Origin of the sequence: Streptomyces gobiensis, assembly GCF_021216675.1 — a bacterium.
GTDB lineage: Bacteria > Actinomycetota > Actinomycetes > Streptomycetales > Streptomycetaceae > Streptomyces > Streptomyces gobiensis.
The window spans coordinates 3,630,861-3,644,050 of the sequence record NZ_CP086120.1 but is presented as its reverse complement, the minus strand read 5'-3'; the positions used below and the strand labels follow the sequence as shown (position 1 = coordinate 3,644,050).

At 66.6% G+C, this 13,190-nt stretch carries 13 protein-coding genes; 7 read left to right on the top strand and 6 right to left on the bottom strand.

Annotated features, from left to right (window positions below):
* Window positions 1-3 precede the first annotated feature (3 nt).
* A complete protein-coding gene (locus tag test1122_RS17055) occupies window positions 4-201 on the bottom strand; it encodes a hypothetical protein (protein ID WP_232270027.1) in 198 nt (65 codons plus the stop codon).
* Between the two features lie 500 nt (window positions 202-701).
* Window positions 702-1,517 carry a hypothetical protein gene (locus test1122_RS17050; RefSeq protein WP_232270026.1) on the bottom strand — a complete coding sequence of 272 codons (816 nt, stop codon included), beginning with the start codon at window positions 1,515-1,517 and terminating at the stop codon, window positions 702-704.
* A 410-nt stretch (window positions 1,518-1,927) separates the two neighbouring features.
* Here test1122_RS17050 and test1122_RS17045 point away from each other — a divergent pair, with 410 nt between their 5' ends.
* Window positions 1,928-2,101: a hypothetical protein gene (locus tag test1122_RS17045; protein ID WP_232270025.1), complete on the top strand. Its 174-nt coding sequence runs from the start codon at window positions 1,928-1,930 to the stop codon at window positions 2,099-2,101.
* 97 nt (window positions 2,102-2,198) lie between these two features.
* Entirely contained in the window at window positions 2,199-3,650 is a 1,452-nt protein-coding gene (locus test1122_RS17040) for an AAA family ATPase (RefSeq protein WP_422397081.1), read from the top strand.
* Window positions 3,651-3,872: 222 nt separating this feature from the next.
* Here the strand turns inward: test1122_RS17040 and test1122_RS17035 are convergent, their stop codons facing one another.
* The 3 genes from test1122_RS17035 to test1122_RS17025 all read right to left on the bottom strand — a co-directional run bounded on the left by test1122_RS17035 (window position 3,873) and on the right by test1122_RS17025 (window position 7,505).
* Window positions 3,873-5,105, bottom strand: coding sequence for a hypothetical protein (locus test1122_RS17035; RefSeq protein WP_232270024.1), 1,233 nt, complete (start codon window positions 5,103-5,105; stop codon window positions 3,873-3,875).
* Between the two features lie 286 nt (window positions 5,106-5,391).
* Entirely contained in the window at window positions 5,392-5,691 is a 300-nt protein-coding gene (locus tag test1122_RS17030; RefSeq protein WP_232270023.1) for a hypothetical protein, read from the bottom strand.
* Window positions 5,692-5,861: 170 nt separating this feature from the next.
* Window positions 5,862-7,505, bottom strand: a complete 1,644-nt coding sequence (locus tag test1122_RS17025) for a beta-N-acetylhexosaminidase (RefSeq protein WP_232270022.1) — start codon at window positions 7,503-7,505, stop codon at window positions 5,862-5,864.
* A 182-nt stretch (window positions 7,506-7,687) separates the two neighbouring features.
* On the opposite strand from test1122_RS17025, the gene test1122_RS17020 reads away from it, so the two are divergent.
* The 5 genes from test1122_RS17020 (at window position 7,688) to test1122_RS17000 (ending at window position 11,791) form a co-directional block, all read left to right on the top strand.
* Window positions 7,688-8,260 carry a 2-oxo-4-hydroxy-4-carboxy-5-ureidoimidazoline decarboxylase gene (locus tag test1122_RS17020; protein WP_422397080.1) on the top strand — a complete coding sequence of 191 codons (573 nt, stop codon included), beginning with the start codon at window positions 7,688-7,690 and terminating at the stop codon, window positions 8,258-8,260.
* A 135-nt stretch (window positions 8,261-8,395) separates the two neighbouring features.
* Complete coding sequence (gene sdhC / locus test1122_RS17015) at window positions 8,396-8,776, top strand: succinate dehydrogenase, cytochrome b556 subunit (protein WP_277879840.1); 381 nt, start codon at window positions 8,396-8,398, stop codon at window positions 8,774-8,776.
* Window positions 8,777-8,781: 5 nt separating this feature from the next.
* Entirely contained in the window at window positions 8,782-9,240 is a 459-nt protein-coding gene (locus test1122_RS17010) for a succinate dehydrogenase hydrophobic membrane anchor subunit (protein WP_232270021.1), read from the top strand.
* A 20-nt stretch (window positions 9,241-9,260) separates the two neighbouring features.
* Window positions 9,261-11,015, top strand: coding sequence for a succinate dehydrogenase flavoprotein subunit (gene sdhA, locus test1122_RS17005; RefSeq protein ID WP_232270020.1), 1,755 nt, complete (start codon window positions 9,261-9,263; stop codon window positions 11,013-11,015).
* Window positions 11,015-11,791: a succinate dehydrogenase iron-sulfur subunit gene (locus tag test1122_RS17000; protein WP_232270019.1), complete on the top strand. Its 777-nt coding sequence runs from the start codon at window positions 11,015-11,017 to the stop codon at window positions 11,789-11,791. Before sdhA ends, test1122_RS17000 begins: the two co-directional genes overlap by 1 nt.
* Before the next feature lie 244 nt (window positions 11,792-12,035).
* Here test1122_RS17000 and test1122_RS16995 read toward each other — a convergent pair whose 3' ends face one another.
* A complete protein-coding gene (locus test1122_RS16995; RefSeq protein WP_232270018.1) occupies window positions 12,036-13,142 on the bottom strand; it encodes an SDR family oxidoreductase in 1,107 nt (368 codons plus the stop codon).
* Window positions 13,143-13,190 lie beyond the last annotated feature (48 nt).

The following is a 13,190-nucleotide window of genomic DNA, read 5'->3' as shown; positions in this document are numbered from 1 at the left end:
GTTTCAGGCGACGTCGCGCCGACGTTCGGCGTAGGTGAAGGCGAGAAATTCCTCAAGTTCCTCGTCGGATTCGAAGGTGTCTGCCTTCAGGTCCTCCAAGGACTTGATCGGCTGCGTGTTCTTCGCGGCCAGCAGTTCCTCGGCTGTAAGCCGCGGCCGGAATGGCGGATAGATTGGATGTTCGGGTTCTGCTGCGCTCATGATGAGAACCTCCCCGCTGACGCCGGTCACTCCCTGCTCCGGCTCATGATACGGGCACCCGCCCCACTCCGGGGCTTCTGCCCGGTGTGGGGCCGGTCGCGCTCTGGGGACCGTACGCTGGCCTGGCGGCAGGGCAGGCTGTCGGCAACGGTCCCGCGTAGTCGGTTAGCAGTCGCAGTCATGGCCGAGATCCTCGATCATGCGTCTGACCTCGGGCCGGGCGAAGCAGCCGGAGGGCCGCCTAAGTGGCGCGGTCGGCGCTGGCAGGTCAACTCTTAGCCTCGACGACGCCTGGCCGTCGGATGGTCCAGGAAGCAAGTCCTGGTCCACCCTCGGACAGAACCAAGGGGGCCGCTGCATTACCGAGCTCGAATCCCCGGATGCCGACCTGCTTTCACGAATCTAGCCGTCGCCACTGGCTGTCAGCAGATCTGGGTCACCGTCAATCAACAAGACTGAGCGGAAGGGAATGTCAGGAGGTTGCGCGAAACAGGCAGGCCTCAGGCGTCGAGCAGCCCGCCGTTGCCCACCTGGATCTCGAGGACCTGGGATGCCGGGGGCGCCACGGCGCGCACGGGCTTGCCATACTGCGAGAACTCAATCTTCATCTCGGCACCCTTGTACTCGCCCTCCATGAACTGGATGTACGGCTTGCCCTCGGCGGCCACGTACATCGTCAGGTCCTCGTCACCCTCGGGGCCGCGCACCGGGATGACCCGCTCGCCGTTCCGCTCGACGACAGGCCGTTGCCGGGCCCCCTTACCGTCCCGGGGTACGGACGACAGCGCCTTGTCAAGGTCGCACTGGCCCTGCGAGGCTCCGGAATCCGCTGGCATCTTCAGATACTTGCCGCGCGCCAGTGCCGTGCGCTTGTTCGCCCGCGCGCTGACCTCGGGCCCGCGCCGGGCGGCCTCTTTGCGCCACTCCGCGAGCGCTTCGTCGGTGTAGCGCACATAGATCGTGTCCTCACCGGCGACCCTGATCACGTCCCCCCGCTGCATCCGACCCATGTCGAAGGTGCCCGCGCAGTTGCCGTCCCGGTCGGCGTGCAGCGAGAACCGCGCCCGCATCCGCGGTGCGTTCATCGAGATCGACAGCCGCATCGAGTCCGACTCTCTGAGCAGAGAGAACGCCTCCTCCGCAGTGCGCTCCCCGGGCGGCCGCGGCGGCTTCTTGGGCACCCACTCACCAACGGCATCGCCTACCACCGGGGACGACTCCCAGTACGACACGTTCCCGCTGCTGCACCCCACCAGCAGCCCTGCCACCAGACAAAGCCCTACCGCGCGCACCCGTCCCGGACGTATTCCCGCCATGCTCGATCCCTCCTCAGGGGCCAACTCGACTGCGGTAACGGGCTGTTGCCCGAACAACGGGGTAGGCCCTGACAACATCTGCTACGGGCGTCCCGCAGGCTTCTCTCGCCCACGCGTCCCACCCCTCGGCCGGAGACCCACAACAGAACCTCTGGAGTCGCGGAAACGTCAGCCGGCCCTCATTTCCCCAGCGGCTGCCGGCACGAGAGCATCACGCCTCCCAGACGTGCCGCTCCTCACATCACGGCATCACTCATCCGCGCAACCCCTCCCAGAGTTGGGCGTTAGAAACCTCTCGACCGGGCCTCGTTCCCGGAATTGGTGTGTTAGCGCTCCGCGCTCCGGCCCGCTTCTTTTACCGGCTTCGCATCTGCTGAGGACGCAAGGCGAGTCAGGCGCGAGGAGTCAACATGGGCCTCCGCTACCCGCAGGACCCACCGATCCCGCGAGTACGCCACATCCTGGTGAGCCTGCTCTTCTGGCAGGAGCGCTACGAATCCGCCGTTGAGCAGCTCTGCCACCAACAGCCCTGCCTGGCCGGACCCCGCATCCCGGAGGAATCACCCGGTTCGCAGGGACCATAGCCGAGTCCATACAGGCGAAAATGGATAGGTACAGTTATAATAAGCGCACCTATCTAAGGTGGTGATGGTGGCGATGGCGGTGGCCAAGCCAACGGAAATGTTCGACCGCGACTTCGAATGGTCGGAGCTGACCCGTTTCGCGACGTACGAGGCACCCCAGGCCACACTTGGCGTCGTATCCGGACGACGCCGCCAGGGCAAGACGTTCCTCCTGGACGCCCTTACGCGGGCCACCGGCGGGTTCTTGTTCACCGCGACCGAGACCACCGAGGCCGATGCGCTGCGACAGTTCGGTGCCGCCCTCGCGGCTCACCTCGAGGAGCCGATCCCCTTCCGTTTCACCCACTGGGACGAGGCCATTTCCCGGCTCATGCGCATCGCCGTGGATGGACCGACCACCGTCGTTATCGACGAGTTCCCCTTCCTCGCGCGGACCACTCCCGCACTGCCCTCACTGATTCAGCGCGCCCTCGACCCGGCAGCCCAGCACACCAACACCCCTGTGCGTCTGCTGCTGTGCGGCTCCGCCCTGTCCTTCATGGGGAAACTGCTGGCCGGCAACGCCCCGCTGCGCGGACGGGCCGGTCTCGACCTGATCGTTCCCACCCTCGACTTCCGCCTCGCGGCAGAGTTCTGGGGCATCACGGACCTTCATACCGCAGCGCTCACCAACGCGATCGTGGGCGGAACCCCCGCCTACCGACGTGAGTTCACTCAGGGCGATACCCCTCAGGGCCCGGACGACTTCGACGACTGGGTCGTACGCGCGGTCCTCAACCCCGGCCGCCCGCTCTTCCGGGAAGCCCGCTACCTGTTGGCCGAAGAACCCGACCTACGCGACACCGCGCTCTATCACTCCGTGCTGGCGGCTATCGCCGACGGCAATGCCACCCGCAGCGGCATCGCGAACTACCTCGCCCGCAAGTCCACTGACCTGGCCCACCCGCTCGGTGTCCTCGAAGACGTCGGCATGGTCAGCCATGAGACCGATGCGTTCCGCAAGAACCGCTCCGCCTACCGCATCGCCGAACCACTGGTCACCTTCTACCACGCCGTGATGCGTCCCGCCTGGGGCGACCTGGAACGGCCCGGTCGCGCGCACTCCATCTGGCACCGCACCCGTCCGGCCTTCCTGAGTAAAGTCGCCGGACCACACTTCGAGACCATGTGCAGACAGTGGGCCCGCTGGTACGCGTCCCCCGAGACCTGCGGCGGCTACCCCTCGCGCGTTGCCGCCGGGACCATCAACGACGCAGCGGCGAAGACGAACCACGAAGTCGATGTCGCAGTCTTCGGCCGCGATGACGGCGACCGGGAACACCTGCTCGCCATTGGCGAAGCAAAGTGGCAGGAGAAAATGGGCGTCGGCCACCTGCAACGCCTCCAACACATCCGCGAGCTGCTCCGCAAACGCGGCGACATCCGGGCGCAGAGCGCTCGATTGCTGTGCTTCAGCGGCGCGGGCTTCACCGAAGAACTCCGCCGGATCGCCGATACGGACACCACAGTCCAGCTCATCGACCTGGAACGCCTCTACTACGGGAACTGAGGACTGGCCCCCCGTAAGCTCCGGCGGGCGGGTGCCGTCGGCAGCACAGGGGCGGGGGCTGAGAGGTGGCGGTAGCCGATGAGGGGGCTGCGGCGATACCGACGAGGGCGTACTGACCGGCGTTCACTGCGATGAGCTCGGTGAGGATCGCGTTACCGACGCGCTATTAGTCAACCGTGCACGAGGCCCTTAGATGAATCCTGTTCGTATAGCACTTTCACCTCATGCGGTGCCGACCACTGCGCCATCACGTTCAGCGAGACTCCTGCCACGCAGCCATACGTCGGTAGCCGCACAGACTCCAATCCCCACGATCAGGAACGCCACAGCGCCCTGAAGCAGCCCAGCCTCGTAGTAGCTGCGGCCCGGGAGCAACCGAACAGCTGCGTACGCCGCGGCCGACCCCGCCACCACGGCGAGCACGAACTGCGCCGCCAGCAGCGGCAGCCGCAGAGCCACGCCGTGCCGCAGAGCCTCCCTCCGCCCGTCCCGAACCGCGAGCATGACGGCCACCACGGCGATCAGGCATCCGGCCCCAGCCGCCAGCACCGGCGTGCCGAAGGTGACGCCGTACCGGATCGCAAGAGCAGGTACGAAGAACAGGGCGAGCCACCGCCGCAGACCGTAACCGACCACAGCCACCGCAGTGCCCGCCCTCGCCGGCTTCCTCACCCTCCCCGCCGCCAGCCGGGCAGCGGCCAGCACACCCAACGCGATAACCGCTCCAGGCCAACTGTCCCCCAGCTTGCCCAGGTTGTAGAGCAGAGCGGTCTCATAGACCGTGAGGACCAGATACCCCAAGGCCCCCAGAGACACAAAGAAAAGGAGCAGTTGGACGACAGAGAGCCGCTGACCACTCTCCGCTCGCTCCCGGTCCGCCAGCCGGGCGGCAAAGAGGGGCGTCACCAGCGCCGCGATCACCCTGATGATGATGTCATCGACCGTGTAAGGATTACGGAGATCCCACTCCACCGCGCAGAACGCCGCGGTGTACGAGGCCGATGCCGCCCACGCCAGGGAGGACTGGGCCGTCCTGCGGTACAGGCGGGGGTCGAGCCATCGCAGCACCACGAGGAACGCGAAGATCACGAAGGGCAGTTCCAGAAAGGCCTGCACCCGCAACACGGAAGGCGCGAGAAGCTCGGGGAAAGGGAAGTGCACCGCCAGCCACTGCAGCACCGGGTTACCGTCCGCGAGCGCGAACCACCCCTCGGGAAAATACCGAGCAATGAATGACACATCACTGCTGTGCACCCGCACGACATAGATGGTAAACAACACCTGATTCAGGAAAATCATCCCTGTCACTACGGCAAGCACGACTGCCGGTCCACTCCAGCGGCTCAGAGACCCTACCCTCTTCGAATTCCGCTCCCCCACATGCGGCCCTGAACTCAACGACACCGCAACAGACGCCACAACAAGGACGTTGACCAGCACTACCGTGGTGTTCAAGTGAGCTCCACCCACACCTTCACTTCGCAAGCTCCGTCAAACCGGCAAGGCACTGCCCTTCTGCCGCACCGAATGTACACTCCGAGGCAGTTCCCTAATCAGCCTGCTGTCGGCCGGCCCGAGGACACGCCGTAGCGACGACGGCAGGCCCGCTGGGGTGTGGTGCAGCCACCACATGCTGCCCCAAGAGTCACATTGCAGAGCGTGCACAGCGCCCTGCTTACTCAGCGGTCGCGCCGGTCTTCACGTTCAGCCTCAACGACGCCCTGACGCTTACCGCACGACGCTAGGGGATTCCGAGAACGTCAGCAACCGCTTCCTGAACCTGGCCCGCGATACGCTTCAGATTTGCAGCCTCTACTTCATTATTCGTCGCTCTTTCCATCTGCCACTCAATGAACATCGGGGCGAACCAGATCAGCCGAACTAGCGCCGAATCGACGGTTTCACCAATTGGTGGAATTCTTGAGAGAAGTGCCACATAGGCTTCGCCTGCATCTTGATCGAACTCTTGCGACCGAAGTTTTCCCAGGAATCCAGACTCGTCATCCCACGCTTCGTCCAGCGCCTCCAGCAATTCTTTCACGAGTACCACTACCTTCCTGGCCAGTGCCCCACGATCGCCTCGCTTGGCACATTCTGGAAGAGGAGAACTTCCTGATCCTTCCTCGCATAAGTGCTATGCCTCCTGCTGGGGGAAGGGACCTGAGTCTGCCGTCCCCGTCCGGACCCGGGCCCGGGAGCCGGGAGCCAGGCTCACTCCACGCGGTCGGCTAGCTTCTTGAAGTCAGCCCAGCTCCGCTTCGGCTCGCGTGGGTCCCACAGCTTCTGGGACACCGCCCGCAACGGCAGCCGGATCCCCTCAGCCACCTGCTCCGTGGTCTGGGCACCGGCCAGATCGCACCAGATCGCGAAACGCCCGCCCACTATGCGGTCCGGCCCGGCCATCGACTCGGGGACCGGCTTGGTGCCGCGCAGTACGGCCGGGGTCCACTCCTCGTAGATCCGCCGACCGGTCGGGTAGGTGAAGTCGTGCGGCTCGCCCAGTACGTAGTAGAGGTACTCGTCGTTCAGGTTGACGATGTTCCAGCCCTCGCGCAGATACTCCTCCGGCTCCCGGGCGCCTATCTCCTTGCCGGTCCAGTACGTGACCTCACGGTCACGGTGCGGGGTGACCACTCCGCCCCGGTGCATGCCGTCGTTCCAGACCTGCGGTGTCTTGCCGTGGCCGCGTACGACGGCGGCACGGTCGTTGAGCCAGCCGGTGGCGAGGTCCTGGACGGTGGCCCGGTCGCCGTACTTGCGCTGAGCGGCCCGGTGCAGTCCGGGATGGGCGGCCTCCGGGTTACGGGCGAACAGCGCGGCGTACTCATCGCCGCCCAGATGCCAGTAGGTGCCGGGGAAGAGCGGGGCGTACTCATTGAGCAGGTCGTCGATGATCCGCGCGGCCTTCGGCTGGGCGATGTCGATCGCGCCGCGCACCGGCTTGCCATTGACGTCCCGCAGCTGGAGGTCGGGGTGAGCGGCCAGTACGGCGCCCAGGTGGCCGGGTGAGTCGATCTCGGGGATGACGGCGATATGGAGCGAGGCGGCCAGCTTGACGATCCGGCGTATCTCCGCCTTGGTGAGGTGCGGGTCCGAGACCACCTCCGGGTGGCTGTCGCTCTCGATCCGGAACGCCTGGTCGTCGGAGAGATGGAGCTGGAGCTGGTTGAGCTTGAGGTCGGCCATCTCACGTATCCGGGCCTCGATCCACTCGGCGCTGAAGTGCTTGCGCGCGATGTCCAGCGTCATGCCGCGCTGCGGCCGGTCGGGCCGGTCCCGGATGACGCCCTCGGATATCCGGCCACGATCGCGCACGGACTGGAGCAGGGTGCGGGTGCCATAGAAGACCCCGGCCTCGGCGCCGCCGGTGATGGTCACCCGTTCGTCCTCGGTGACCAGCTCATACGCCTCACGGCCGCCCGGTGCCGCGGTGCGCAGTGCCAGCTCGACGTCGCCCGCGCGGGCGGGCCCGGGTGAGTAGCGGACCTTCAGCTCGCGGGCGAGCAGCCGTGCCTCATCGGTGAGCGGGCCCTTCGGGTCGGCGACGACCCGGCTGCCTTTCGCGGGCTCCCAGCCGGGGCCCCGGCCGGGGGTCCAGTCGCGGATGGCGGGGATGGTGCGCGGCTCGGGGGCGGGCGCCACCCGGGGGCTGTCCGGAGTCGCCGGGGCCGACGGCGCGGTGGCGCGGGGGCGCCCGTCATCCGGTGGCGCGGTGCGGTCCGTATCGCGTGCCGGGCCGTCGCCGGAGAGCTGGGTGACGGTCAGCGCGCCGGCCACGGCGGTGGCGGTGAGCGCGGTCACGCCCAGCGCGACTTTCTTCCGGCTCACCCGGCTCATCCGGCGCGTACGTTCCATACAGCCACGGTATTCCCCTCTTCATAAACGTCAGTCGTCAGCTATGCGCCCGCTCCATCTCCCTTACGGGTGGCAGTCGCGCATCCGTCGGACGATGCCCGGGATGCGTCGTTACGGTGGTCGCATACCGTCTCATCCCCGTCTCATCAGTTCCCCTGCCCCAGGAGACCACCGAGGAGACCATGCGCCTCCCCACCCAGCGCGGCATGGAGACGCCGCTCGACCAGCTGAACAACGCCGCTGTCGAGAGCGCCGAAGCCACCCTGCTCACCTGCTGCGGCAGCCGCCGGTGGGCGCGGCGGGTCGCCGGCCACCGGCCGTATCCGGATCCCCAGTCGCTGCTCGCCGCCGCCGACGAGGCCAGCTACGACCTCACCGACCAGGATGTGGCCGAGGCGCTGGCCGCCGAGTCCGGGGCCCAGCACCCTTCCGAGGGCCCGGGCGCGCTCGCCGCGCACACCGCGCTACGGGCCGCACACGCAGCGTATGAGAGCCGCTTTGGTTATGCCTTCGTGATCTGTCTGGACGGCTTACCTCCCGAGGAACGGCTGGACGCAATACTCGCCGGGATCCGCACCAGACTGGGCCATGAGGCCGAGCAGGAGCTCGCCATCACCGCTGATGAGCTGCGCCGCCTCGCCCAGGGCAGGCTGCTGCGGCTGGTTGTACGCGATCTCGCCGCAGGGAGCCCGACGGGCAGGTCGGCGGGCAGGCCGACGGGCAGTCCGGCAGGTAGGCCGTCCGTGCCTGATTGATCACATCTGAGCCCCCCGGGCTAGGGAACCGACAGCACGTCGCTACGATGGCGGGCGGCCGGTGGACCGTACCCGGCCGGGCCCGACCGACACCGAAGCCGGCAGGCCCTTTCCCCGCATCCGGAGGGTTTTTCCGTGCCGGCTGGAACGCTGTACCGCGGCCGGGAAGGCATGTGGTCGTGGGTGGCTCATCGAGTCACCGGTGTCCTCATCTTTTTCTTCCTGTTCGTCCATGTCCTCGACACCGCACTTGTCCGGGTCTCCCCCGAGGCGTACGACGAGACCATCGCGGTGTACAAGACGCCCCTCGTCGCCCTGATGGAGTACGGCCTGGTCGCCGCTGTGCTCTTCCACGCGCTGAACGGCCTGCGGGTCGTCGCGGTGGACTTCTGGTCGAAGGGCGCCAAGTACCAGAAGCAGATGCTGTACACCGTGATGGGCATCTGGATCGTGCTGATGGCAGGCGCCTTCTGGCCTGTTCTGTCGCACGCCTTCCACGAAGTCTTCGGGAGCTGATGACGATGTCCGTCGAGATCACTGAGCCGTCCGGCACTCCCTCCGTGGAACGCCCGGCGCCCCTCATCGAGCCGCCCCGTGCCCGCACCGGGAAGACCCCGAAGGCGACGCGGACCAACTTCGAGCTGCACGGCTGGCTGTTTATGCGGCTGTCCGGCATCCTGCTCGTCGTCCTGGTCATCGGCCACCTGCTGATCCAGCTCGTGCTGGACGGCGGTGTGCAGAAGATCAGCTTCGCGTTTGTCGCCGGGCGCTGGGCCTCGCCGTTCTGGATGACCTGGGACCTGCTCATGCTGTGGCTGGCGATGCTGCATGGCGCGAACGGTCTGCGCACGATCATCAATGACTACGCCGAGCGGGACAACACCCGTTTCTGGCTGAAGATGCTGCTGTACACCGCCACGGTGTTCACCGTTCTGCTGGGCACGCTGGTGATCTTCACCTTCGACCCGAACATCCGCTGAGGGCTGAGGTAGTGAGCTCAATGAAGATCCACAAGTACGACACCGTCATCGTCGGCGCCGGTGGCGCGGGTATGCGCGCCGCCATTGAGTCGACGAAGCGCAGCCGCACCGCGGTGCTGACCAAGCTCTACCCGACGCGCTCCCACACCGGTGCCGCCCAGGGCGGTATGGCCGCGGCCCTCGCGAATGTCGAGGAGGACAACTGGGAGTGGCACACCTTCGACACGATCAAGGGCGGCGACTACCTGGTCGACCAGGACGCCGCCGAGATCCTGGCGAAGGAGGCCATCGACTCCGTACTCGACCTGGAGAAGATGGGCCTGCCGTTCAACCGGACACCGAACGGCACCATCGACCAGCGCCGGTTCGGCGGCCACAGCCGTAACCACGGTGAGGCCCCGGTGCGCCGGTCCTGCTATGCGGCGGACCGCACCGGCCACATGATCCTTCAGACGCTGTACCAGAACTGCGTGAAGGAGGGCGTGGAGTTCTACAACGAGTTCTACGTCCTGGACCTGATCCTCAACGAGGTCGATGGCGTCAAGCGGACCGCTGGTGTGGTGGCGTATGAGCTGGCCACCGGCGAAATCCACATCTTCCGGGCGAAGTCGGTCATCTTCGCCTCGGGTGGCAACGGCAAGTTCTTCAAGGTCTCGTCCAATGCCCACACCCTGACCGGGGACGGCCAGGCGGCGGCCTGGCGGCGGGGGCTGCCGCTGGAGGACATGGAGTTCTTCCAGTTCCACCCGACCGGCATCTGGAAGATGGGCATCCTGCTGACCGAGGGTGCGCGTGGTGAGGGCGGCATCCTCCGCAACAAGGACGGCGAGCGCTTCATGGAGAAGTACGCGCCCGTCATGAAGGACCTCGCCTCCCGTGACGTCGTCTCGCGCTCCATCTACACCGAGATCCGCGAGGGCCGGGGCTGCGGTCCCGACAAGGACCATGTCTTCCTGGACCTGACCCACCTGCCGCCGGAGCAGCTGGACGCGAAGCTCCCGGATATCACCGAGTTCGCCCGGACGTACCTCGGTATCGAGCCCTACACGGACCCGATTCCGATCCAGCCGACCGCGCACTACGCGATGGGCGGCATGCCGACGAACGTCCAGGGTGAGGTGCTGGCCGACAACACCACGGTGGTGCCCGGCCTGTACGCCGCCGGTGAGGTCGCCTGTGTCTCCGTACACGGCGCGAACCGTCTGGGCACGAACTCGCTCCTGGACATCAACGTCTTTGGGCGCCGCGCCGGTATCGCCGCCGCCGAGTACGCCTCGAGCGCGGACTTCGTCGAGCTGCCGGAGGCGCCGGAGAAGTTCGTGGTCGAGCAGGTTGAGCGGATGCGGGACGCCAAGGGCAACGAGCGGGTCACCGAGATCCGTACGGCGCTGCAGGAGACCATGGACAAGAACGTCATGGTGTTCCGCACCGAGCAGACGCTGAAGGAGGCGGTCGAGGAGATCGCCGCCCTGCGCAAGCGGTACCTCAACGTCAGCGTGCAGGACAAGGGCAAGCGGTTCAACACCGACCTGCTGGAGGCCATCGAGCTGGGCAACCTGCTTGAGCTGGCCGAGGTGACGGCCGTCTCCGCGCTCGCCCGCAAGGAGTCCCGCGGCGGTCACTACCGTGAGGACTATCCGAACCGTGACGACGTCAACTTCATGCGCCACACGATGGCGTACCGCGAGGTCGGCGACGACGGCACCGAGTCGATCCGGCTGGACTACAAGCCGGTCGTCCAGACCCGCTACCAGCCGATGGAGCGTAAGTACTGATGGCAACTCCAACGATGGACAAGGCCAAGGCGGGCCGGGATGATTCCGCTGCCGCTGCCGCCGACCACCTGATCACGGCCACCTTCCGGATCCGCCGCTTCAACCCTGAGGCCGCGACGGAGGCGTACTGGGAGGACTTCACCCTCCAGATTGATCCCAAGGAGCGCGTCCTGGACGCCCTCCACAAGATCAAGTGGGAGGAGGACGGCACCCTGACCTTCCGGCGCTCCTGCGCGCACGGCATCTGCGGCTCCGACGCGATGCGGATCAACGGCCGTAACCGGCTGGCGTGCAAGACGCTGATCAAGGACATCAACCCGGAGAAGCCGATCACCATCGAGGCCATAAAGGGCCTTACGGTCCTCAAGGACCTGGTGGTCGACATGGAGCCGTTCTTCCAGGCGTACCGCGATGTGATGCCCTTCCTGGTCACGACCGGGAACGAGCCGACGCGCGAGCGCTACCAGTCCGACGAGGACCGGGCCCGCTTCGACGACACCACCAAGTGCATTCTGTGCGCCGCGTGCACCACGTCGTGCCCGGTGTTCTGGAACGACGGCCAGTACTTCGGGCCGGCGGCGATCGTCAACGCGCACCGCTTTATCTTCGACTCGCGTGACGAGGCTGGGGAGCAGCGGCTGGAGATCCTTAACGACAAGGATGGCGTCTGGCGGTGCCGTACGACCTTCAACTGCACGGATGCGTGTCCGCGCGGTATTGAGGTTACGAAGGCTATTCAGGAGGTTAAGCGAGCGTTGATTACGCGGCGCTTCTGAGGATGGCGGCGCTTTGGCGTTGCGGCGCTTTGGCGTTGCCGAGGACCCCGTTCCGGGGGGGGCGGGGTTCTCGTGCTGTGGGTGGGTTTCCCCTATGCCCGCCCCTTCCCGGAAACCGGGGCGTCGCCCCGGGCCCCGGGGGTGGCCGGTGCGGCTTCGGTGGCCGGGTGTTGTGCCCACCCGTTCCGCCCTGCGGAACGACTGCCCACAACACTGGGAGGCTGAGTGCTCACAGCGTGGCAGATTACGGGGCAGGTTTGGGGTGGGTCAGGGCTCGGGTCAGGTACTGGCTGTTGATGGGGGGCGGGTCGGGGAGGTCGGCGACGAGCTGGAGCAGGTTCGCGCGGTCGTAGGTGCGGTGATGTGCGCCCATGGCGAGCAGATTCGACGCTTGTTGCATGGCAGCGGACTCATATGGGGTGGGGTTGGTGACGGTCGGCGTCAAAGACACCTTCAGTCCTGGATAGCGGGCCTCAAAGGCTCGCAGGGTGGTTTCGAAGGAGGTGTTGTGCGGGTGGGTGACATGCACCGTGCGCACCCCCGCACCGGAACGGCGGGCCGCGATACGCACCATGGCCCGAGCCGCGTACTCCACAGGGACCAGGTTGATGGCGCTCTCAGAATCGCCCCGCAGCCGAAATCGCATCCCCTCGACATGGATGTCTCCGTCACCCTCATGCCCCTTGTCGCGCAGCACACCGTCGATGAGCTGGATGAGCAAGTCAAGCGGCTGGCCTGGCAGTCCTTGCGGGGTGACCCGGTCGTCGACGAGCAGGCTGGGGCGCAGGACGGTAACGGTGCGGCCATTGCGCTGGGCCCAGGCATGGACCGCGCGTTCGGCCGTGTACTTGCTCTCCTCGTAGTAGGTCTGGAAACCCTCGTCTTCACTGAGGTCAGTCTCCAGGATGTGTCCACTTCGCCGACCGCCGGCGACAAAGGCCGTGCTGATGTGCAGCAGATGCGCGCCGACCGCCTCATCGGCGAGTTCAAGCACGCCGCGGGTCCCCAGAACATTGGTCTTGAACACGGGGGCCGGGTCGCCCAGGAGAGCCACCAGCCCGGCGCAGTGCCACAGGGTCCTGACGCCCTTGGTCGCCCGTGCGCGGTCGCCCGCGCTGAGGCCGAGTCGGGGCAAGGTGAGGTCGGCGCTGATGTAGCGCAGGCGGTCCCACGCGCTTGGGGCGAGCGGCTGGGTGCCTGCCCCGGACACGGCCGTCCGCACGCGGTCGCGCAGTGAGTCGGGGGCTCCACGACCGAGGACGGTGATCGCTTCGTCGGACTCCTCGGTGAGCAGTTCACGCAAGAGACGGCTGCCGAGGAATCCGGTGGCACCGGTGAACAGTACTGACATGGCGAGCTCCTTCCTGCGCCGAGTGTCGGCAGAAAGACACCACAGCAC